Raw genomic sequence first — 22072 nt, forward strand, 5'->3', positions numbered from 1 at the left:
GCTCGCGCGGCTCCCCGGGTGACGCGGGCCACACCCGCCGGTCCGGTCCGGCGGAAGCCGAAATCCCGTGGCGCACCGGGGAATGCGCCGCCCCGCTCCTGACGTTGTCCCGGATGTCGGTACGTACGGAACGTCGGAGGAGAGGGAGCGCATGACCCAGGTCATCAGCCAGAACCGTCCGCAGGCCGCTGACCTGGACTGGACGGTCCTGCCCGCCCCCAAGCGCGGCCCGCTTCGGGCGGCGGGGGCCCGGGAGGGTCGACTATTCTCCGATTCGAGCGGATCCGCTTTCGGAGCCGCCACGCAGTCGGAGGAGGTGGGTCCTGTCGCTGGGACCGACGAAGGCCACGCGCAGGAGACGACCCCGGAGCGCAATGCGCGCTTCGAACGGGACGCCCTCGGCTACCTCGACCAGATGTACTCGGCCGCTCTGCGCATGACGCGCAACCCGGCCGACGCCGAGGACCTGGTCCAGGAGACGTACGCGAAGGCATACGCGTCCTTCCACCAGTTCCGCGAAGGCACCAACCTCAAGGCGTGGCTGTACCGCATCCTGACCAACACGTTCATCAACTCCTACCGCAAGAAGCAGCGCGAGCCCCAGCGCAGCGCCGCGGAGGAGATCGAGGACTGGCAGCTGGCACGCGCCGAGTCGCACATGTCGACCGGACTGCGCTCGGCCGAGTCGCAGGCGCTCGACCACCTGCCCGACTCCGACGTGAAGGAAGCCCTGCAGGCCATTCCGGAAGAGTTCCGCATCGCGGTCTATCTTGCAGACGTAGAGGGCTTTGCGTACAAGGAGATCGCGGACATCATGGGTACACCCATCGGAACGGTCATGTCGCGACTGCACCGTGGCCGCCGCCAGCTCCGCGGAATGCTGGAGGACTACGCCCGCGAGCGCGGGCTGGTCCCCGCGGGCGCGGGAGAGGCGAACGACCGGAAAGGCACGGGCTCATGAGTTGCGGAGAGCCGCACGAGACAGAGTGCTCTGAGGTCCTGGACCACCTGTACGAGTTCCTCGACCATGAGATGCCCGACAGCGACTGCACGAAGTTCGAGACCCACTTCGGCGAGTGCAACCCCTGTCTGGAGAAGTACGGCCTCGAACAGGCCGTGAAGAAGCTGGTCAAGCGCTGCTGCGGATCGGACGACGTGCCGTCCGACCTGCGCGCGAAGGTGATGGGCCGGATCGAGCTGATCCGGTCGGGACAGGCGGTGCCCGACCACGACGTCACCGCCGACAATCCCGCACCCGGCTGACCGCCCCGGCTGCGCTCGAACTGCTGAACAACCGCCCCCGGAAGATCAGTTCATTCACCCGAATGTGCTAATCCGGGGGCGTCCGCATGGCGCAATACGAAAATGTGGCCCGCCCCGCTCGGAGCCCCACCTATTCTCCCCAATCGGTACCGGTCCGATTCGGCACCCGGCTTGCCCGGCCCAGGGGAGGAGAGCGCCATGCGGGATCTTCCGCCGGTCGCGCGCGCATTCGTCCTCTGCACCGTCCTGGCGGCGCTCGCCTGCACCGCCCCGGCCCTGACGGACCCCGCCACGCCCTGGCCGGCCGTGACCCTGCTCGCCGTGCTCTACCTCGGCTGCGAACTCGTGAAGCTCTGCCCGCTCCCGGGCGGGCGGGTGCCCGAGGGCATCGGCTCCTTCCTCCCCGTGGTCCTCGCCGCCGTCTTCCTGCTGCCGCCGGCCGCCGCCGCGCTCGTGGCGCTGCCCGGAGGCTTCGCCGCCACCGTGGCCCGGCGGCCCGCCGCGGTGCGCCGGGCGTGGCACGGGGCGCAGCAGGCCGTCGGTGCGTGGGCGGCGGGACAGGTGTTCCGGCTGCTGGGCGGCCCGGCCGCGCTCGGCGCGGGGCCCGCCGCCGGATCCGGGCACCCCGACTGGCCGGCCGACTTCCCCTACGCGATGCTCCCCGCGACGGCAGCGGCGGCCGCCTTCTGCCTGGTGGCCGCCGCCCTCGACGGGGGCATCCTGGCCGCCGCGGAGCGCAGGCCTGCCGCGACCGCCTGGCAGGGGCTGGCCACCGGATCCCTCGCTCCGCACTGCGTCCACGGTCTCGCGGGACTGATGATGGCCGTCATGTGGCGCAGCCCGTACGGGGTCCCGGCGGCGCTGCTCGTCCTGCTGCCGATGTACGTCTCCTGCTGGGTCTTCGCCCAGTACCACCGGGAGCGGGCCGCCCACCAGGCCACCATCCGGGCCCTGGTCCAGGCCGTCGACATCAAGGACCGGTACACGCGCGGCCACAGCGAACGGGTCGGCCAGGCCTCCACGATGATCGCCCGCGAGCTGGGGATGGCCGAGGACCGCCTGGAAGTCGTGCGCATCGCCGGCATCCTGCACGACGTCGGCAAGATCGGCGTCCCGACCCGGCTGCTGCGCAAGGACGGGCCCCTGACCCCGCAGGAGCGACGGACCATCGAGCTGCACCCGGAGTACGGGCACGAGATGGTCCGCGGCATCGGCTTCCTGGGAGAGGCCCGGTCCGCGATCCTGCACCACCACGAACGGGTCGACGGCACCGGTTATCCGTACGGGCTGACCGGCGAGCAGATCCCGGTGCTGGCCCGGGTGGTGGCGGTGGCCGACGCCTTCGACGCCATGACCTCGACCCGCTCGTACAGCCGGGCCCGGCCGGTGCCCACCGCCCTCGCCGAGCTGGAGCGGTGCGCGGGGGCCCAGTTCGATCCGGTGATGGTGCGGGCCCTGACGCGGGCGATCGGCCGGCACGGCTGGCATCCCGTGGTCACCTCGGACGACGACCTCCAGGTGATCAGTTCCGCCGCCGACGGGCCCGCCGGGGCTCCCACGGCGGACCCGTCGGCGGCGGAGCCGGCCGGGCGGCGCGGCCCCGGCTCCGGGCCGGCTCCCGGACCTGCTTCCGCTTCCGCCCCTGGTTCCGGTTCTGCTTCCGGTTCCGGTTCCGGTCAGGGCGTGCCGGCGGGCCGCCGGGCCGGTGCGGGGCTGAGCGGCGCCGAGGGACCGCTCCCGCCCGCCCGGGGCGGCCGGTGAGGGGGGCCGCCGCCTGGGCCGTGCGCGGCGCGGCCGGGGCGCTCGCCGCCGCCGCCCTCGCCCACACCCTGTGGAACGGCCTGGCCGAGCCAGGGGTCGCCCTCGCCTTCGGCACCCTCGTCGCCGTCGGCGAGCTCGCCCGCAGGGACCGGCCGGGAGCCCTCGACCACCAGGGCGCGCCACTGGGCTCGGCCGGCGCCCTCGCCTATGCCCTGCTCGGCCAGAGCGCCGGCCGGCCCACCCAGCACGGGGTGCTGGAGACCGTCGCCGTCGTCGCCGCGGCCGCCCTCGCCGGGATCGTCCCGCACGTGGCCCGCGGCCGCGGGTCCGACGCCGACCACCTGGCCCGCCGGGTGCTCACGGTCGCCTTCGCCGCCGCCTGCTTCCAGCCGCTCCACACCTCCGGCCGGCTTCAGGAGCGGGTCGGCCATGGCCCCTACCTCGTCGTCTTCCTGCTGCTCCTGCTGGTTCTCGTCGCCCTGTGCGACGCCGTACTCGCCACGGCCCTCGGCGGGGCCCGCACGGGCCGGCCGTACGGGCCCCTGCTGCGCGACGGGCTCCGCGCCCAGCTCGGCATCGGCCCGGCGATCTGCGCCACCGGCGTCGTCATCGCGCTCGGCGCGGCCGTCGCGGGGCTGTGGGCGATCCCCGTCTTCAGCGTGCCGCTGCTGCTGACGCAGCTGTCCTTCCACCGGATCACCGCGATCCGCACCACCTACCGCCAGACGATCTCCTCCCTGGCCCGGGCCACCGAGATCGCCGGATACACCCCGCCCGGCCACTCCCGCAGGGTGGCGGCCCTGTGCTGCGCCGTCGGCCGGGAGCTGGGCCTGTCGGAGCGGGAGCTCACGGTGCTGGAGTACGCCGCCCTGATGCACGACATCGGCCAGCTCTCCCTGGTCGACCCGGTGCCGGACGGGGCCACCGCCGAGCTGCCCGCCGCCGAAGCCCGCCGGATCGCCGGTCTGGGCGGGGAGGTCGCCCGGCAGAGCGGGGTGCCCGCCGAGGTCGCCGTGGTGGTGGAGCGGCAGGCGGACCCGTACCGGGAGCAGCCCCCGCTCGCCCGGATCGTGCGGGCGGTCAACGCCTATGACGACCTCGTCGGCGCCCACCGTCACCCGGGCGGCTCACTGGCCGCCCTGGAACGGCTCCGTCTGGGCACAGGGCGCGATTACCAGCCCGAGGTCGTGGAGTGCCTGGCGAGGGTTCTGGCCAGGGGCGGACGTGGCAGAGTGGTGCCCGTCCCACCGGGGTAACCCATGGGTAATGAGCGGCCGTCCGAGTGGGCATGGTTGGATGCCAGTAAGAGTGTCGGCAAGGCTGCACCGTAGTCCCCCAGCCACCGCTGGGAGGGTGCCCCCAGGCAGGCGGGAATCGTGAGGATCTTCGGGAAGGTACGGCATCGGCCCTCCGCCTCGTGGCGGCAGGCCACCGACCGCGCGTTCACGCTGATCGGCGACGGGCGGTACGAGGACGCCGGCGCGCTTCTGACCAGAGCCGCGGACCTGGAGCCCTGGCTCTCCGAGTCCTGGTTCAACCTGGCCCTGCTCCACAAGTTCCGGCACGACTGGGAGCAGGCGCGGGCCGCCGGGCTGCGCGCCGTGGCCCTGCTGGACCGTGAGACCGGCGCACCGGACTGGTGGAACGTCGGCATCGCCGCCACCGCCCTCCAGGACTGGCCGCTGGCCCGGCGGGCCTGGCAGGCGTACGGCCTGAAGGTGCCCGGCGACCCCCACGGCGGCGGCAGCGGCGAACCGGTCGGCATGGAACTCGGCAGCGCCGCCGTGCGGCTCTCGCCGGAGGGCGAGGCCGAGGTGGTGTGGGGCCGCAGGCTGGATCCGGCCCGCCTGGAGGTCCTGTCGATCCCGCTGCCCTCCTCGGGGCGGCGCTGGGGCGAGGTCGTGCTCCACGACGGTGTCCCGCACGGCGAGCGGGTGACCGCGGCAGGCCCCTCGTACCCGGTGTTCGACGAGATCGAGCTGTGGGCGCCCTCGCCGGTGCCGACCTGGGTGGTGCTGCTGGAGGCGGCCACCGAGGCGGACCGCGACGCGCTGGAGCAGCTGGCCTCGGACGCGGGCTTCGCCGCCGAGGACTGGTCCTCGTCGGTGCGGCTGCTGTGCCGGACCTGCTCGGAGAGCGAGATGCCGAGCGACGAGGGCGACGGCGAGCACCTCGACCCGCACGACCACAGCGAGCCGGGGCACCCCGGGCCGCTGGGGCACCGTACGGCCGGCTCGGGCTCCCTGTGGGTGCCCGAGCGCGAATGCGGCATCGCGGCCCCGGCCGGGCTCGTGCGCGGCCTCCTCGACGGCTGGGTCGCCGACAGCCCGGACAGCCGTGAGTGGCGGGATCTCGAAGAAGTCTGCTGAAACGGGGCCGTAGGCTGTACGGGCACATCGGTGGCCATCGGCGACCACCGGTGACCGGGACTTACGGAAGGCGTACGGCGGACATGGCGCAGCAGGAGAACCAGGTTGTCGATGGTGGCGAGGTCGTGAACGACGGGTACGTCGTGGACACCGAGGACTGTGAGGCGCGCGAGCTGGCCCACCGGGAGCGCGGCACGGCCCGCCCGATCACGGTCGTCGGCAACCCGGTCCTGCACCGCGAGTGCAAGGACGTCACCGAGTTCGGCGACGAGCTGGCCCAGCTGATCGACGACATGTTCGCCAGCCAGAAGGCGGCCGAGGGCGTGGGCCTGGCCGCGAACCAGATCGGCGTCGACGCCAAGGTCTTCGTCTACGACTGCCCGGACGACGAGGGCGTGCGCCACACCGGTGTCGTGGTCAACCCGAAGCTCGTCGAGCTCCCGGCCGCCTCGCGGGTCCTGGACGACTCCAACGAGGGCTGCCTGTCCGTCCCGACGGCGTACGCCGCACTGGCCCGCCCGGACTACGCCGAGGTCGAGGGCCAGGACGCCCAGGGCAACCCGATCAAGGTCCGCGGCACCGGTTACTTCGCCCGCTGCCTGCAGCACGAGACCGACCACCTGTACGGCTACCTGTACATCGACCGGCTCTCCAAGCGGGACCGCAAGGACGCCCTGCGCCAGATGGCCGAGGGCACCCCGCGCTACGAGACCGTCCCCAACGCCTGAGTGCAGTACCAGGGCCGCCCCGGGGGGAAACCGCATGACCCGTGAGGCCGCCCTGTTCCCCGAGCCGACCGTGCGGCGCGTGCTGGGCGGCGGGCCGTTCGCCGAGATCGGGGACCCCGCCGTGGCCGTCGCCGACGACCGCTCGGGGCTCCTCGCGGTCGGCGGCGACCTGGGCTCGGCCCAGTGGACCGGCGGACCCCGGGGCACCGGGTGGTCCGGCCACCGCATCGGCGTGTACGAGCGGGACGGCCTGCGGTGCCGGTACGTGCTGCGGTGTGGCAGGCCGGTGCGGGCGCTCGCCTTCCACCCGGCCCTGCCCCTGCTGGCCGTGGGCACCGGATGCTACGACGGCGGCTACTTCTTCGAAGGTGAGCTGCTGCTCGTCCACCTGGACACCGGGGAGGCCGTGTCCGCCCTGGAGTACGAGCGGGAGGTCCTCGACCTCGCGTGGCGCGGCCCGGCCGAACTGCGCCTGGTACTGAGCCCGTCCGAGGACTGGGAGGGCCCGGTGGCGCACGAGCAGGGGCACACGGCCGTCGTGCACCGCGACGACTGGGGCGCGGTCGGGCCGGGGGACGTCCTCGGCGAGGAACTGGACGTGCCCGTGGCCCCCTACGACCGCCCGGACCGCGGCCCGCAGGCCCGCCGGCTGCTGACGGAGCTGGCCGGCGAGGCCGGCCGGGAGTGGTCCCCGCGGCGCCGGGTGTGGGCGGTCGAGGCACTGCCGGACGGCCGGGTGCTGGCCGCGCTGGACGGGGTCCTCGCCGAGTCGTGGCTGCCCTCGGGCGAACGGCAGTGGTCGGTCGGGGACGAGGAGGGCGGCCGCCAGCTGCTGGTGTCCGGCGACGGGGCGTCCGTGTGGGCCAACGCCGAGCGGCTCCGGCGCCACGCTCCCCCCGGCTGGAAGCAGGGCGGGGCCCGGATCGCCCGCATCGAGGTCGACACCGGCCGGGTGCTGGAGACCGTACGACCCGACGGGTACGCGGTCCTGGTGCCGGGCGGCGGCCGGCGGATGGTCCTGAGGCCGGCGGGGCCGCCGAGCGCGGGACGCGAACGGCTGTCGGTGTCCGAACTGGACGGCGCCGCCGCAGCATCCGGCGCCGACGTGCCGCAGGGGGCCGCGGCCGACGGCTTCGCCCTGTTCAACCACCCCTTCCCGGTGCGCCGTCCCAGCCGGCCCTACGTGCTGGTGGGTGATCATGAGCAGTGGTCGCCCCGGGACCTGTGGGTCGCCGCGGTCGACGAGGACGGCACGCCGCGGCCGCTCTTCCCGCACGCCCGGCCGCCGGCGCAGGACCACTTCGGCGGTCCGGCGGTGGAGATCGCGCAATCCCTGGTGTACGCCGGGTGCGTCCACGAGCCGCACGCGCGCCGGCCGGGCAGCTGCTACGTCGTACGGCGCTCCCTGGACGGCGCGGTGCTGTGGGAGCACCGCGGCGACCACCGCGCGACGGCCCTGGACTCGGACGGGAGCAACGTCTACGCCGCAGACGTCTCCGGGGCCCTGACGGTCCTGGACGCCGATACGGGCACGGTGCTGCGGCGCATCGCCCTCGCCGTCGACGGGGTCCCGACCTGCGCGCTGTCCCTCGCCGTGGCGCCCCAGGGGCAGTTGCTGGTCGGGACGGCCGACGGACGCATCGTGGAGTACGGGTGGGACCGCCCGACCGGCACGACCGGCTTCAGGCTGCCTGCGGTCCCCGGAAGGCACGCCTGAAGGCGTTCGGCGTGGTGCCCAGGGTCCGCAGGAAGTGGTGGCGCAGGGCCGCCGCGTTGCCGAAGCCGGAGCTCCCGGCGATCGCGTCGACCGTGTCGTCGGTGGACTCCAGCAACTCCTGGGCCAGCAGGACCCGCTGGCGCAGCACCCACTTGTACGGGGTGGTGCCGGTCTCCTGGAGGAAGCGGCGGGCGAAGGTCCGCGGGGACATGTGCGCGCGCTCCGCGAGCTGCTCGACGGTGATCTCCTGCGCCAGGTGGCGGCCCATCCACTCGATCACCTCGCCCACCGTGTCGCAGGGCGTGCGCGGCAGCGGCCGCTGGATGTACTGGGCCTGCCCGCCGTCCCGGTGGGGCGGTACGACCATCCGCCGCGCGATGGCGTTGGCCACCTCGGCGCCGTGCTCCTGGCGGACCACGTGCAGGCAGGCGTCGATGCCCGAGGCGGTGCCGGCCGAGGTGATCACCGGGCCCTCGTCGACGTAGAGGACGTCCGGGTCGACCAGCGCCCGCGGGAAGCGCCGCGCCAGGGCCGGGGCGTGCATCCAGTGCGTGGTGCAGCGCCGGCCGTCCAGCAGCCCGGCCGCACCCAGTACATACGCCCCGCTGCACACGCTGAGCACCCGCGCGCCGCGCTCCACACCGCGGCGCAGCGCGGCCAGGAGCGGCTCCGGATAGCTGCGCCCGGAGGCGTTGCGGAAAGCGGGCACGCAGATCAGGTCGGCGCTCTCCAACCGCTCCAGTCCGTGGGCGGGGGCGAACGCGAAACCCGTTCCGGACATGGTCAGCGGGCCGTCCTCCGCCGCGCACACGGCGTAGTCGTAGACCGGCAGCCCGTGGTCGCTGCGGTCGATCCCGAAGACCTCGCAGAAGATCCCGAACTCGAAGGGGGCCACTTCGTCGAGGAGGGCCACGGCCACGTTGTTCAGCATGGATCCAGTGTGGCAGTAATTCGGTCTTTCATGACAGTCCTGCCACTGGCCGGGTTTCGCGGACGGAGGGACAGTGGAGACATGAACACGTTCCTGAGCTACCTCGCCGTCCTCGCCGCCGCCACCCTGCTGCTCGCCCCCAGCCTGTACGGGATGCTGCGCGAGCGGCGGACCGACCGGCAGCTGCGGGCCGCCCGGACCCGGCTGGTGTGGCTGCCGCGGCAGAAGGCGGGCGGCATGCCGCCCACCCCGCGCCGGCGCGGACCGCGCTCCGCGGCCTGGCGCCGCGGGCGCCTCGCCCACTGAGCCCGCCGACGCCCTCCCGCAGGCGTCCTTCCCCGCCCCGGAACGCGAAGAGCCGGGACGCGACCACCTCGCGTCCCGGCTCTTGGCGCATCTGCGGACTAGAAGTCCTCGTCCAGGTCGACGGTGCCCTCGACGGCGACCTGGTAGGCCGACGGGCGGCGCTCGAAGAAGTTCGTCAGCTCCTGGACGCCCTGCAGCTCCATGAAGGAGAACGGGTTCTGCGAGCCGTACACCGGCGCGAAGCCGAGACGGACCAGGCGCTGGTCCGCGACGCACTCCAGGTACTCGCGCATCGACTCGGTGTTCATACCCGGCAGGCCGTCGCCGCACAGGTCGCGGCCGAACTGCAGCTCCGCCTCCACGGCCTCCTTCAGCATGTCGGTGACCTGCTGCTGGAGCGCGTCGTCGAAGAGCTCGGGCTCCTCCTTGCGGACCGTGTCCACGACCTCGAACGCGAAGTTCATGTGCATGGTCTCGTCACGGAACACCCAGTTGGTGCCGGTGGCCAGGCCGTGCAGCAGACCGCGCGAGCGGAACCAGTACACGTATGCGAAGGCGCCGTAGAAGAACAGGCCCTCGATGCACGCCGCGAAGCAGATCAGGTTCAGCAGGAAGCGCCGCCGGTCGGCCTGCGTCTCGAGCCGCTCGATCTTCTCGACCGAGTCCATCCACTTGAAGCAGAACTGCGCCTTCTCGCGGATGGAGGGGATCTCCTCCACCGCGTCGAACGCGGCAGCGCGGTCGTCCGGGTCGGGCAGGTAGGTGTCGAGCAGCGTCAGATAGAACTGGACGTGCACGGCCTCCTCGAACAGCTGGCGCGACAGGTACAGGCGCGCCTCCGGGGAGTTGATGTGCTTGTAGAGCGTCAGCACCAGGTTGTTCGAGACGATCGAGTCGCCGGTCGCGAAGAACGCGACCAGACGGCCGATCATGTGCTGCTCGGCGGGCGTCAGCTTGGCGAGGTCCGCGACGTCCGAGTGGAGGTCGACCTCCTCCACCGTCCACGTGTTCTTGATCGCGTCCCGGTAGCGCTCGTAGAAGTCCGGGTAGCGCATCGGGCGGAGCGTGAGCTCGAAGCCCGGGTCCAGGAGGTTCTTGTTGTCGTCGGAGCTCATTACTGGCACGCCTCGCAGGACTCGGGGTTCTCAAGGGAGCAGGCCAGCGCATCGGCGTCGACGGCCTGCGGGAGCGCCACCGGAGCGGCGGTGGCGGCCTGCGCGGCGCGGGCGATCTTCGTCGCCGGGCGCGAACGCAGGTAGTACGTGGTCTTCAGGCCCTGCTTCCAGGCGTACGCGTACATCGAGCTGAGCTTGCCGATGGTGGGCGTCTCCAGGAACAGGTTCAGCGACTGCGACTGGTCCAGGAACGGCGTACGGGCCGCCGCCATGTCGATCAGACCGCGCTGCGGGATCTCCCACGCCGTGCGGTACAGCTCGCGCACCTCGGCCGGGATCCAGCCGAAGCCCTGGACCGAGCCCGAGGAGTCGCGCAGCGCCTCGCGGGTCTGGGCGTCCCACACGCCGAGCTGCTTGAGCTCCTCCACCAGGTAGCCGTTCACCTGGAGGAACTCGCCCGACAGGGTCTCGCGCTTGAACAGGTTGGAGACCTGCGGCTCGATGCACTCGTACACGCCGGCGATCGAGGCGATCGTGGCCGTCGGCGCGATCGCCAGCAGCAGGGAGTTGCGCATGCCGGTCTCGGCGACGCGGGCGCGCAGCGCGTCCCAGCGCTCCGGCCAGTTCAGCTCGACGTCGTAGTGGTCCGGGTGCAGGACGCCGCGCGCGGTGCGGGTCTGCTCCCAGGCCGGAAGCGGCCCGCTGCGCTCGGCGAGGTCGCAGGAGGCCTCGTACGCGGCCAGCATGATGCGCTCGGAGAGCTTGGTGGACAGGGCCCTCGCCTCGGGGGAGTCGAAGGGCAGCTTCAGCTTGAAGAAGACGTCCTGGAGGCCCATCGCGCCCAGGCCCACCGGACGCCAGCGGGCGTTGGAGCGGCCGGCCTGCTCGGTCGGGTAGAAGTTGATGTCCACCACGCGGTCGAGGAAGGTCACCGCGGTGCGGACGGTCTCGTCCAGGCGCTCCCAGTCGATCTCGCCGTTCACGACGAAGGCGCCGAGGTTGACCGATCCGAGGTTGCAGACGGCCGTCTCGCCGTCGTCGGTGACCTCGATGATCTCGGTGCACAGGTTCGAGGAGTGCACGACGGTGCCCGGCTCGGCGGTCTGGTTCGCCGTGCGGTTGGAGGCGTCCTTGAAGGTCATCCAGCCCTGGCCGGTCTGCGCGAGGGTGCGCATCATCCGGCCGTACAGGTCGCGGGCGGGCATCGTCTTGCGGGCCAGGCCGTCGGCCTCGGCCTTGCGGTAGGCGGCGTCGAACGCGTCGCCCCACAGGTCGACCAGCTCGGGCACGTCGGCCGGGGAGAACAGCGACCACTCGGCGTCGGCGTTCACGCGGCGCATGAACTCGTCCGGCACCCAGTGGGCGAGGTTCAGGTTGTGGGTGCGGCGCTGGTCCTCACCGGTGTTGTCGCGCAGCTCCAGGAACTCCTCGATGTCCGCGTGCCAGGTCTCCAGGTAGACCGCGGCGGCGCCCTTGCGGCGGCCGCCCTGGTTCACGGCGGCGACGGAGGCGTCGAGCGTCTTCAGGAACGGCACGATGCCGTTGGAGTGGCCGTTGGTGCCGCGGATCAGCGAACCGCGGGCGCGGATGCGGGAGTACGACAGGCCGATGCCGCCCGCGTGCTTCGACAGGCGCGCGACCTGGTGGTAGCGGTCGTAGATCGAGTCGAGCTCGTCCAGCGGGGAGTCCAGCAGGTAGCAGGAGGACATCTGCGGGTGCCGGGTGCCGGAGTTGAAGAGCGTGGGGGAGGAGGGCAGGTAGTCCAGGCGGCTCATCAGCCGGTACAGCGAGGCGACTTCCTCGACGGCCTGCACGCTCTCGTCCGCGGCGAGGCCGCAGGCCACGCGCAGCATGAAGTACTGCGGGGTCTCGATGACCTGACGGGTGATCGGGTGGCGCAGCAGGTAGCGGCTGTGCAGGGTGCGCAGGCCGAAGAAGCCGAAGCGGTCGTCGGCGCCCTCGGCGAGGGTGTGCTCGACCAGGGCGTCCAGGCGGCTCGCGTGCGCGCGCACGAACTCGGCGGTGCGGTCGGCGATCAGGCCCTCGCGGTGGCCGACCTCGACGGAGGCGGAGAACGAGGTGGAGCCCTGGCTCGCCGCCTCGTCGCGCACGGCCAGCGTCAGCAGGCGGGCGGCGAGCTTCGAGTACGCGGGGTCCTCGGAGATGAGCCCGGCGGCGGACTCGGTGGCCAGCCCCCGCAGTTCGGCCTCGTCGGCGGCGGAGCTGCGGCCGCGGAGTGCGGCGGCGGCGACGCGGCCGGGGTCGGTGTCGGGGAGGTCCGCCGTCAGTTCGGTGAGGGTACGCAGCAGCGTGGCCCCCGGGCCCTCGGTGTTGTCGCCAGAAACGGACTCGGCGCGCGGTGCGGAAGGCGCGATGGTCACGGCGGGAGCTCTCCCTCGCTCGGCCCGGATTCATCGGCGGGCGGGCGCGGGCGCATGCGGGCGTGGCAGGAGGGCACACCGCATGGCGTCCACCGGCCCAACCGCGAGGCCCGGACGTGTCGGCACCCGGGTCGGTCGATCCGGGCGCGCTGTCGGCAGGTCATCGGACTTGGCGTCCGGATGCCGGACACTTCATACCGTTGCGGGACAGTTCCGGATTCCCACCGGATTCCCCTGCGGCGACAGCAGGCATGAGCATACATGTGGGGGCGCCCTTGTGCGGCAACCCCCACATGTAGTGTCGGCACGGCTACAGCTTGAGTCGGTACGTGAGGAGTTTCAGGCCCTCGATGGGCGCCCAGTCCCGCTCCGGAGTACGCACGAAGCCCAGGCGCGCGTAGATCCGGTGGGCCCCCGCCATGCTGCGCTGGGTGGACAGGACGACGCCCGTGACGCCCTCGATCGCCCGCGCCCGTTCGATGCACGCCCGCACCAGGGCCTCGCCGGCGCCCTGGCCGCGGGCCGCGTGGGCCACCGCGAGCATCCGGAACTCGGCCTCGTCGGGGCCGGCGATGTCGGCGAGCGGGCTGCCGGGCGCGGCGAACGTCACGCCGCCGAGCACCCGCCCGTCGCGCTCGGCGACGAGCACCTCGGCCAGGGCGGCCCGGCCGGCGACGTCACGCAGCACGGTCAGGTAGGCGTCGTCCTCGTTGAAGTCCAGGTGCCCGTCGGCGAGGTAGGCCTGCGCCGTGATCTCGCCCAGCGTCTCGTGGTCGGCGGGCACCGCCGTTCTGATCACCATGTCCATGCGGTCGAGTGTGCAGGACGCCTCCCGGCGGGCGGCGCTATCGTCGGAGGCAGCACCGTCGAGGAAGGTGAGCGAGGCATGACCGTGATGACCGACAGGCCCCACATGCTGACCGAGGACTTCGAGGCTGTCGCGCGTATAGCCGCCAGAGAGGTCGAAGGTCTGCGGCTGGAGTTCATTGACGGGGTCATCAGGAGCAAGGCAGTGCCGGACGGAGATCACGACCGCATCGTTCTGTGGCTCGCACGCATTTGCATGCAGCACCGGCCCGAGCTGTGGCTTCACGTGGAGCGGGGGTTGGCTGTGGGGGACTACCGCTCGGGTCGCGCCCGTCCCGATGCCGCTCTCGCGGTCGATGACGCGTTTGTCGGCCAGGGCGAGTGGGCCGACCCCGCTCCGGTCCTGATGGTCGTAGAGGTGACCTCGTACGACACCGACACGGACCGGCGTGACCGCGTCGAGAAGCCCCTCGCCTACGCCCGGACGGGCATCCCTGTGTACCTGCTCATCGACCGGGAGGCGTGCGACGTGACCGTGTTCAGTGAACCGGACGGCCGCAGGTATGCGAACACCCGTACGGTGGAGTTCGGGAACGACGTTGAGCTCCCCGATCCGGTCAACGTCACCCTTCAGACCGAGGTCCTCAAGGACTGGGTGCGCTGAGCAGCGCCGAAGGGGCCCCGCCGCACCCTGCGGCGGGGCCCCTCCGGCGTGTGTCAGCAGCAGCGGAAGCCCTCGCGGGGGTCCGCCTCGCGGGCGTCCGTGCGGGCGCGTTCGAAGGCGCGGCGGGTGAGGACCTCCGCGTCCGGGTCGTGGGAGCGGGCGTGGGCCACGTACCGGTCGTAGGCGGCCTCCCCCGAGAACTCCCGCACGTAGAACCGGGCCCTGGCCAGCACGGCGCGTACGGTGCTCACCCCACCGGCTCCTTGACCTGCCCGCCGCCCGAGTCGCGGCCGGCCGCGGCGGCGAGCTGGGCACGCTCCTCGGCGGTGGCGATCAGGCCGGCCGGGGCGACGATCTTCGACTCGGTCCACGGGACCTCGGAGAGCTTCGCCGAACCCGGGTCGCGGACGGCCTTGACGCAGGTCCGCAGGGCGTCCGCGAGGACCACGATGATCAGGACCGCGAAGAGGGCGCACAGCACGCCGTCGACCGTGGCGTTGGTGACGATGGTGTGCATGTCGTCCATGCTCTTGGCCGGGGCCAGCACCTTGTCGGCGTCGATGCCCGCCTGGTACTTGTCGCGCTGGGCGAAGAAGCCGACCTTGACGTCCTCGGAGAAGACCTTCTGGTAGCTGGCGGTGAGCGTGACCGTGGCGTCCCAGACCAGTGGGACGCCCGTCACCCAGGCCCACTTCAGCCGCCCGGACTTCACCAGCAGCGTGGTGCAGACCGCCAGGGCGACCGCGGCGAGCAACTGGTTGGCGATGCCGAAGAGCGGGAAGAGCTGGTTGATGCCGCCCAGCGGGTCCTTGATGCCGACCCACAGGAAGTAGCCCCACGCGCCGACCACGATCGCGCTCGCGAACCACACGCCGGGCTTCCAGCTGACGTCCCGGAAGGACTTGTGGACGTTGCCGAGGGTGTCCTGGAGCATGAACCGGCCCACGCGGGTGCCCGCGTCGAGCGTCGTCAGGATGAAGAGCGCCTCGAACATGATCGCGAAGTGGTACCAGAAGGCCTTCATCCCGGCGCCGCCGACGACGGAGGAGAAGATCTCCGACATTCCGAGTGCGAAGGTCGGCGCGCCACCGGTACGGGACAGCAGGCTGGCTTCCTCGACGTCCCTGGCGGCCTGGGTGAGCGCCTCGGGCGAGATGGCGAAGCCGAAGTTCGTCACCGCCTGCGAGGCGGACTCGACGGTGGTGCCGATGATGCCGGGAGGGGAGTTGACCGCGAAGAAGAGGCCGGGCTCGATGATGCAGGCCGCGATGATCGCCATGACGGCGACGAACGACTCGGTCAGCATGGCGCCGTAGCCGATCATGCGGACCTGGGTCTCCTTCTGGATCATCTTCGGGGTGGTGCCCGAGGAGACCAGGGCGTGGAAGCCCGACAGCGCACCGCACGCGATGGTGATGAAGACGAACGGGAACATCGACCCGGCGAAGACCGGGCCGTCGCCGCGGGCCGCGAAGTCGGTGACCGCGGGCATCTTCAGCGTCGGCATCGCGACGACCACGCCGATGGCGAGCAGTGCGATGGTGCCGATCTTCATGAAGGTGGAGAGGTAGTCGCGGGGCGCGAGCAGCATCCACACCGGCAGGACCGACGCCAGGAAGCCGTACACCACCATCCAGATGACCAGCGTCTCCTTCTCCAGGGTGAAGGTCCCGGCGAGGGAGGACTCGGCGACCCAGCCGCCCGCGACGATGGCGAGCAGCAGCAGGGCGACACCGATGAGGGAGACCTCGGTGACCCGGCCCGGTCGCAGGACGCGCAGGTAGAAGCCCATGAAGACGGCGATCGGGATGGTCATGCCGATGGAGAAGACGCCCCAGGGCGAGTGCGCCAGGGCGTTGACGATGACCAGGGCCAGCACCGCCAGCAGGATGATCATGATGGCGAACACGGCGACCAGGGCGGCGGCTCCGCCCACGGGGCCGATCTCGTCCCGCGCCATCTGGCCGAGCGAACGGCCGTCGCGGCGGGTGGAGAAGAACAGCGTCACCATGTCCTGGACGGCGCCGGCGAAGATCACGCCGGCGACGATCCAGATGGTCCCGGGCAGGTAGCCCATCTGTGCGGCCAGGACGGGACCGACGAGCGGGCCGGCGCCGGCGACGGCGGCGAAGTGGTGGCCGAAGAGCACCCGGCGGTCGGTGGGATGGAAGTCGACACCGTTGTCGAGGCGTTCGGCGGGGGTGGCCCGCGTCGCGTCGACCTTCAGTACGCGGTGCGCGATGAAGCGCGCGTAGAAGCGGTAGCCGATGGCGTACGAGCCCAGGGCCGCGGCGAGCAGCCAGGCCGCGGAGATCTCCTCGCCGCGCGAGAGCGCCAGCACGCCCCACCCGAGGGCGCCGACGAGGCCGACGAGCACCCATACGGCGACGGACTTGGGGGAGGGCGAGCCCGATGAGGTTCCCGGACCCGCCGTGTCCCGTTGTGTTCCTGTTGCTTCCGGTTCAGGCATGATCTCTCGTCCCCTCGTCGATCATCTGCGTAAGCAGGCGGAATCTACGGGGGATTGCCTGGTGAACGTAAGCCCCCGTCCGCATTCCGGCCGCGGAATTCCGGTAGGCGGGGCGGGGTCGGGGCTGTCAGACGGCGGGGCGCTTGAGCCTGGCGACGAACTTGTAGCGGTCGCCGCGGTACACCGACCGCACCCACTCCACCGGTTCGCCGTCGGCGTCCAGGGAGTGCCGGGAGAGCATCAGCATCGGCAGCCCGACGTCGGTGCCGAGCAGGCCGGCCTCGCGCGGGGTGGCCAGGGAGGTCTCGATCGTCTCCTCGGCCTCCGCCAGGTGGACGTCGTACACCTCGGCGAGGGCGGTGTAGAGGGAGGTGTACTTGGCGAGCGACCGGCGCAGCGCGGGGAAGCGCTTGGCCGACAGGTGGGTGGTCTCGATGGCCATCGGCTCCCCGCTGGCCAGGCGCAGCCGCTCGATGCGCAGCACCCGCCCACCGGTGTTGATCTTGAGCAGTCCGGCGAGGGTGTCGTCGGCGGTCACGTAGCCGATGTCGAGGAGCTGCGAGGTCGGCTCCAGGCCCTGGGCCCGCATGTCCTCGGTGTAGGAGGTCAGTTGCAGGGCCTGGGAGACCTTGGGCTTGGCGACGAAGGTGCCCTTGCCCTGGATCCGCTCCAGCCGGCCCTCCACGACCAGTTCCTGGAGGGCCTGGCGGACCGTGGTCCGCGAGGTGTCGAACTCGGCCGCGAGCGTGCGCTCCGGCGGTACCGGGGTGCCGGGCGGCAGCGTCTCGGTCATGTCGAGCAAGTGCCGCTTGAGTCGGTAGTACTTGGGTACACGCGCCGTGCGAGTGGCTGCCCCGCCGTCCGGCTCCGTGAGTGCCCCTTCGGTGGCCATCGCCGCCCGCCTTCCCGACTCCAGTTTCGCTGCCGTCACCGGCTCCTCCGATATGTGCGGTCACATGGTGACACGAGTGGGGGTACAGGCCTTCTCTCTCCCCAGGTGTCGGTCCGATAACGGACCGGGCACCCGCTCATTAGACCCTTGACACCCCTAAAGGTCTAGGCCAAGCTCCAGCTACTGGTCTACACCAATATGGATCAGATCCCAGCCCCACGGCAGTACTTCGCGTATGTCACCGCGGCGGGCAAGGGAAGTGCAGGCAGGCATCCCTGAGGAGGGTGGCGTGAAGCGCAAGCTCATCGCGGCGGTCGGTGTCGCGGGCATGATGGTCGGACTCGCGGCGTGTGGCAATGGGGACGACGACAAGGCCAAGGCCGACGCGGGTCCCAAGGAGATCACCGTCTGGGTGATGGACGGTTCCGCGCCGAAGGCCTGGATCGACGAGGTCAACAAGGAGTTCTCGGCCAAGCACCCCGGTGTGACGGTCAAGGTCGAGGAGCAGAAGTGGACCGGCATCCAGGAGAAGGTCACCACGGCCCTCTCCGAGAACAACCCTCCGGACGTCCTTGAGCTCGGCAACACCCAGACCGCCGGCTACGCGGTCACCGGCGGTCTCGCCGACCTGACGAAGGACAAGGCCGCGCTCGGCGCCGACGCCTGGCAGAAGAGCATGCTCGCCTCGGCCGAGGTCGACGGCAAGCTCTACTCCGCCCCGTGGTACGCCGCCAACCGCGTCGTCGTCTACGACAAGAAGGCCTTCGCCAAGGCCGGTGTCACCCCGCCCACCACCCGCGACGAGTGGATCGCGGGCCTGGAGAAGCTGAAGGCGGCCGACCCGGCCACCCAGCCCATCTACCTCCCCGGCCAGAGCTGGTACGTCCTCGCCGGTCTCATCTGGGACGAGGGCGGCGACCTCGCCGTCAAGGACGGCTCCAAGTGGAAGGGCGGCCTCGGCACGCCGCAGGCCGGCGCCGCGATGGAGTTCTACAAGAAGCTCCAGTCCTACTCCACCGCCCCCAAGGACAAGGACGAGGCCAACCCGCAGCAGTCCACCGACATCGTCCCCAAGGGCGGAGTCGCCTCCTGGATCGGTCTCGGCTGGGAGGCCGGCGGCGCCGAGAAGGCCCTGAAGGAAGCGGGCAAGGAAGCCGACTTCGGCTACTTCCCGATCCCGGGCAAGACGGCCGACAAGACCAGCACCGTCTTCCTCGGCGGCTCGAACCTCGCCGTGGCCGAGCGCTCCAAGAACAAGGAGCTCGCCAAGGAGTGGCTGGCCCTCGCCGCCGGCAAGGACCAGATGACCAAGTACGCGGCCGAGACCAAGGGCGCGCTGCTCCCGAACCAGGCCGCCGCCAACTTCACCCCCGCCGCGGGCTCCTTCGCCGAGGCCATGGGCAAGGCCGGTGTCAACGGCAAGATCACCCCGGTCACCGCGGGCTGGGCGAACGTCGAGACCGAGCCGAACCCCATCAAGGAGTTCATGACCAAGGTCCTGAAGGGTGAGGACGCGGCCAAGGCCGGCGCCGAGGCGGACGCCGAGATCGCCAAGCGCATCAACAAGTAGTCCCGCCCCGCAGTACCCGCACGACCCAGCAGTGTGAACGCACCGGGGGGTGCGGCAGGTGCCCGGACACCCGCCGCGCCCCCGGTCGCGCATTTGACTCCACAGTCAACCGCGAGGAAGCCAAGCCATGACCGTGCACTCCCAGGGAGCGGTGACCAGCGCTCCACAGGACGCACCACCGAAGTCCCCCGGACGGCCCGAGGCGCCGGCCCCAGCAACCGGCGCCAGCCATACGCCGCCTCGCGGAGGCAGGAAGTCGCTCCCCTCGGGGTGGCTGCCCTATCTGCTGGTCGCACCCGCTGTGCTCGCCCTCGCGACGCTCCTGCTGTACCCGCTGATCAAGAACGTGATCCTGTCCCTCCAGGACATCAACAAGGTCGAGTTCATCCAGCGGAAGTACCCCTTCGCCGGCCTCGACAACTACACCGAGCTCCTGGGCGACTCGGCGTTCTGGACCGTCGTCGTCCGCAGCTTCGCCTTCACCCTGGCCAACGTCGCGCTGATCATGGTGCTGGGCAGCCTGATCGGCATCCTGCTCAACAAGCTCGGCAAGAAGATGCGCCTGGCCTTGTCGATGGCGCTGGTGATGGCCTGGGCCATGCCGATCGTCGCCTCGGTACAGGTCTTCCGCTGGCTTTTCGACGAGCAGTTCGGCGTCATGAACTGGGTCATGCGCACCGCCGGCTTCTCCGGCTACGACCAGCACAACTGGATGGAGACCGGCCTCTCCACCATGGTGATCGTGACGATCCTGGTGGTCTGGGGCTCCATCCCCTTCGTCGCCCTCAACATGTACGCCGGCCTCACCACGGTCGGCGCCGAGCTGTACGAGGCCGCCCGCATGGACGGCGCCAACGGCTGGCAGACCTTCTGGAAGATCGTCTTCCCGAACCTGAAGCCCTTCTTCCTCATCACCACCTTCCTTGAGGTGATCTGGGTCTTCAAGGCCTTCACCCAGGTCTACGCGATGAACAAGGGCGGCCCGGACCGCGGCTCGGAGATCCTCCCGGTGTTCGCCTACGTCGAGGGCCAGAGCCAGGCCCACTACGGCCTCGCCGCCGCGATCTCCGTCCTGACGATCGTGATCCTCGTGATCGTCATGTCCTTCTACTTCCGCCTGATCCTGAAGCAGGAGGAGGAGCAGTGAGCACGAGCACGACCACCGCCCCGAAGCCCGCGGCTCCCCACAGGCCCGCACAGCAGCTCCGTACCCGCCGCCCGGTGCGCCCCGCAGCCGTGGCCAAGAACCTCGGCGCGCTCCTGCTGGCCCTGGTCTTCGTCTTCCCCGTGTACTGGATGTTCTCCTCGGCACTCAAGCCCGCCGACCAGATGCTCACGAAGGACCCCGTCTTCGTCTTCACGCCGACGCTGGACAACTTCGGCAAGGCCACCGGGGTCGAGAACTTCTGGACGTACGTCACCAACAGCGTCCTGGTCACCGTCGGCGCCGTGGCGCTGGCCCTGCTCGTCGCCCTCGCCGCGAGCTTCGCCATCGCCCGCATGAGGTTCAAGGGCCGCAAGGGCCTGGTCCTCACCGTGATGATGGCCCAGATGGCCCCCTGGGAGGTCATGGTCATCGCGATGTACATGATCGCCCGCGACGGCGAACTGCTGAACAGCCTGCCGCTGCTGACGGCCATCTACTTCGTGATGATCCTCCCCTTCACCATCTGGACCCTGCGCGGCTTCATCGCCGCCGTCCCGGTGACCCTGGAGGAGGCCGCACAGATCGACGGCTGCACCCGCGGCCAGGCCTTCCGCAAGGTGATCTTCCCGCTGCTGGCCCCCGGTCTGATGTCCACCTCGCTCTTCGGCTTCATCACCGCCTGGAACGAGTTCGCCATGGTCCTGATCCTCAACAAGGACAAGACCGCGCAGACCCTGCCGCTGTGGCTGACCGAGTTCATGTCCGCCTTCGGCAACGACTGGGGTGCCACCATGGCCGCCTCCTCGCTCTTCGCGGTCCCGGTCCTGCTCATCTTCATCTTCCTCCAGCGCAAGGCCGTCGGCGGCATGACCGCCGGCGCCGTGAAGGGATGACGCCGTCATGACTGTCCTTGCGCACCGCGCCACCGCCTCCGACGAGGTGACCCGCGACGCCCTCGCCGTCCTCCAGCCCGGCTTCGAGGGCACCACCGCCCCCGCCTGGCTGCTCCGCAGGATCGGCGAAGGCCTCACCTCGGTGGGCCTGTTCGGCCGCAACATCGCCTCGCCCGAGCAGCTCGCCGCGCTGACCGCGCAGCTGCGCGCCGAACGCGACGACGTCCTCGTCGCCATCGACGAGGAGGGCGGCGACGTCACCCGCCTGGAGGTCCGGGGCGGCTCGTCCTTCCCCGGCAACCTGGCCCTCGGCGCCGTCGACGACACCGGCCTGACCCGCGACGTCGCCCACGAGCTGGGCCGCCGCCTCGCCGAGTGCGGGGTCAACCTCAACTGGGCCCCGTCCGCCGACGTCAACTCCAACCCGGACAACCCGGTCATCGGCGTACGGTCCTTCGGCGCCGACCCCCACCTCGCCGCCCGGCACACCGCCGCCTACGTCGAGGGCCTCCAGGCCGCCGGGGTCGCCGCCTGCACCAAGCACTTCCCGGGGCACGGCGACACCAACGTCGACTCCCACCACGCCCTGCCGCGCATCGACGTGGACCTCGACACCCTCGCCGCACGGGAACTCGTACCGTTCAGGGCCGCCATCCGGGCCGGGACCAAGGCGGTGATGAGCGCGCACATCCTGGTGCCCGCCCTCGACCCGACCCGCCCCGCCACGCTCAGCCCGCAGATCCTGACCGGCCTGCTGCGCAAGGAGCTCGGCTACGAGGGCCTCATCGTCACCGACGGCATGGAGATGAACGCCATCGCCGGGACGTACGGGATCGAGCGCGGCTCCGTCCTGGCCATCGCGGCGGGCGCCGACGCCATCTGCGTCGGCGGCGGACTCGCCGACGAGGACACCGTCCTGCGGCTGCGCGACGCGCTGGTCGCGGCCGTACGCGAGGGCACGCTCCCGCAGGAGCGGCTCGCCGACGCCGCGGCCCGGGTCCGCGCGCTCGCCGCGTGGACGCTGGGGGCCCGGCCCGCCGCGCGGCCGGAGGGGAGCC

General features: G+C 71.4%; 20 protein-coding genes and 1 riboswitch. Of the genes, 13 read left to right on the forward strand and 7 right to left on the reverse strand.

From position 1 onward, the window contains the following. Nucleotides 1–316: 316 nt before the first annotated feature. The 7 genes from AVW11_RS31060 (at nucleotide 317) to AVW11_RS31090 (ending at nucleotide 7838) form a co-directional block, all read left to right on the forward strand. On the forward strand, nucleotides 317–961 hold the full coding sequence (locus AVW11_RS31060; protein ID WP_030849980.1) for a sigma-70 family RNA polymerase sigma factor: 645 nt from the start codon (nucleotides 317–319) through the stop codon (nucleotides 959–961). Continuing rightward, a complete protein-coding gene (gene rsrA / locus AVW11_RS31065) occupies nucleotides 958–1263 on the forward strand; it encodes a mycothiol system anti-sigma-R factor (protein WP_030849978.1) in 306 nt (101 codons plus the stop codon). Before AVW11_RS31060 ends, rsrA begins: the two co-directional genes overlap by 4 nt. 198 nt (nucleotides 1264–1461) lie before the next feature. Further along, a complete protein-coding gene (locus AVW11_RS31070; RefSeq protein WP_076046688.1) occupies nucleotides 1462–3024 on the forward strand; it encodes an HD-GYP domain-containing protein in 1563 nt (520 codons plus the stop codon). After that, nucleotides 3021–4280, forward strand: coding sequence for an HD-GYP domain-containing protein (locus tag AVW11_RS31075; protein ID WP_076046690.1), 1260 nt, complete (start codon nucleotides 3021–3023; stop codon nucleotides 4278–4280). Before AVW11_RS31070 ends, AVW11_RS31075 begins: the two co-directional genes overlap by 4 nt. Before the next feature lie 120 nt (nucleotides 4281–4400). Further along, on the forward strand, nucleotides 4401–5393 hold the full coding sequence (locus AVW11_RS31080; RefSeq protein ID WP_030849970.1) for a tetratricopeptide repeat protein: 993 nt from the start codon (nucleotides 4401–4403) through the stop codon (nucleotides 5391–5393). 83 nt (nucleotides 5394–5476) lie between these two features. Continuing rightward, nucleotides 5477–6121, forward strand: a complete 645-nt coding sequence (gene def, locus AVW11_RS31085; protein WP_030849967.1) for a peptide deformylase — start codon at nucleotides 5477–5479, stop codon at nucleotides 6119–6121. A 34-nt stretch (nucleotides 6122–6155) separates the two neighbouring features. After that, nucleotides 6156–7838: a hypothetical protein gene (locus AVW11_RS31090; RefSeq protein ID WP_076046691.1), complete on the forward strand. Its 1683-nt coding sequence runs from the start codon at nucleotides 6156–6158 to the stop codon at nucleotides 7836–7838. On the opposite strand, the gene AVW11_RS31095 is transcribed toward AVW11_RS31090, so the two are convergent. Then, the gene (locus AVW11_RS31095; protein WP_060176736.1) at nucleotides 7804–8769 is read right to left on the reverse strand and encodes a helix-turn-helix domain-containing protein; all 966 of its coding nucleotides are present in this window, start codon (nucleotides 8767–8769) and stop codon (nucleotides 7804–7806) included. The two genes, AVW11_RS31090 and AVW11_RS31095, sit on opposite strands and share 35 nt — an antisense overlap. 81 nt (nucleotides 8770–8850) lie before the next feature. Between AVW11_RS31095 and AVW11_RS31100 the strand changes: the two genes are divergently transcribed. Continuing rightward, complete coding sequence (locus tag AVW11_RS31100; protein WP_037833713.1) at nucleotides 8851–9075, forward strand: hypothetical protein; 225 nt, start codon at nucleotides 8851–8853, stop codon at nucleotides 9073–9075. Nucleotides 9076–9173: 98 nt separating this feature from the next. Here the strand turns inward: AVW11_RS31100 and AVW11_RS31105 are convergent, their stop codons facing one another. The 3 genes from AVW11_RS31105 to AVW11_RS31115 form a co-directional block, all read right to left on the reverse strand. Further along, nucleotides 9174–10190, reverse strand: a complete 1017-nt coding sequence (locus AVW11_RS31105) for a ribonucleotide-diphosphate reductase subunit beta (protein ID WP_030849958.1) — start codon at nucleotides 10188–10190, stop codon at nucleotides 9174–9176. Further along, on the reverse strand, nucleotides 10190–12571 hold the full coding sequence (locus AVW11_RS31110; RefSeq protein ID WP_076046695.1) for a ribonucleoside-diphosphate reductase subunit alpha: 2382 nt from the start codon (nucleotides 12569–12571) through the stop codon (nucleotides 10190–10192). Before AVW11_RS31110 ends, AVW11_RS31105 begins: the two co-directional genes overlap by 1 nt. 137 nt (nucleotides 12572–12708) lie before the next feature. Then, nucleotides 12709–12830: riboswitch (cobalamin riboswitch) on the reverse strand. 51 nt (nucleotides 12831–12881) lie between these two features. Then, a complete protein-coding gene (locus AVW11_RS31115; protein WP_060176739.1) occupies nucleotides 12882–13379 on the reverse strand; it encodes a GNAT family N-acetyltransferase in 498 nt (165 codons plus the stop codon). A gap of 78 nt (nucleotides 13380–13457) precedes the next feature. Between AVW11_RS31115 and AVW11_RS31120 the strand changes: the two genes are divergently transcribed. Next, nucleotides 13458–14042 (forward strand): Uma2 family endonuclease, encoded by a 585-nt coding sequence (locus AVW11_RS31120; protein ID WP_060176740.1) that lies wholly within the window; start codon nucleotides 13458–13460, stop codon nucleotides 14040–14042. A gap of 53 nt (nucleotides 14043–14095) precedes the next feature. Here AVW11_RS31120 and AVW11_RS31125 read toward each other — a convergent pair whose 3' ends face one another. From AVW11_RS31125 to AVW11_RS31135, 3 genes are all read right to left on the reverse strand, one after another. Beyond that, nucleotides 14096–14293, reverse strand: a complete 198-nt coding sequence (locus AVW11_RS31125) for a CstA-like transporter-associated (seleno)protein (protein WP_060176741.1) — start codon at nucleotides 14291–14293, stop codon at nucleotides 14096–14098. Beyond that, entirely contained in the window at nucleotides 14290–16512 is a 2223-nt protein-coding gene (locus AVW11_RS31130; RefSeq protein WP_079250869.1) for a carbon starvation CstA family protein, read from the reverse strand. The genes AVW11_RS31125 and AVW11_RS31130 overlap by 4 nt, the downstream gene beginning before the upstream one ends. 127 nt (nucleotides 16513–16639) lie before the next feature. Next, nucleotides 16640–17404: a GntR family transcriptional regulator gene (locus tag AVW11_RS31135; protein WP_030026774.1), complete on the reverse strand. Its 765-nt coding sequence runs from the start codon at nucleotides 17402–17404 to the stop codon at nucleotides 16640–16642. A gap of 289 nt (nucleotides 17405–17693) precedes the next feature. On the opposite strand from AVW11_RS31135, the gene AVW11_RS31140 reads away from it, so the two are divergent. The 4 genes from AVW11_RS31140 to AVW11_RS31155 form a co-directional block, all read left to right on the forward strand. Continuing rightward, entirely contained in the window at nucleotides 17694–18974 is a 1281-nt protein-coding gene (locus AVW11_RS31140; RefSeq protein WP_030849944.1) for an extracellular solute-binding protein, read from the forward strand. 127 nt (nucleotides 18975–19101) lie between these two features. Further along, nucleotides 19102–20121, forward strand: coding sequence for a carbohydrate ABC transporter permease (locus tag AVW11_RS31145; protein WP_030849942.1), 1020 nt, complete (start codon nucleotides 19102–19104; stop codon nucleotides 20119–20121). Then, nucleotides 20118–21014, forward strand: coding sequence for a carbohydrate ABC transporter permease (locus AVW11_RS31150; protein WP_199838134.1), 897 nt, complete (start codon nucleotides 20118–20120; stop codon nucleotides 21012–21014). The genes AVW11_RS31145 and AVW11_RS31150 overlap by 4 nt, the downstream gene beginning before the upstream one ends. 7 nt (nucleotides 21015–21021) lie before the next feature. Next, nucleotides 21022–22072: glycoside hydrolase family 3 protein (locus AVW11_RS31155; RefSeq protein ID WP_076046697.1), on the forward strand; the 1051-nt coding region annotated here is incomplete at its 3' end.

Origin of the sequence: Streptomyces amritsarensis, assembly GCF_001953875.1 — a bacterium.
Taxonomy (GTDB): domain Bacteria; phylum Actinomycetota; class Actinomycetes; order Streptomycetales; family Streptomycetaceae; genus Streptomyces; species Streptomyces amritsarensis.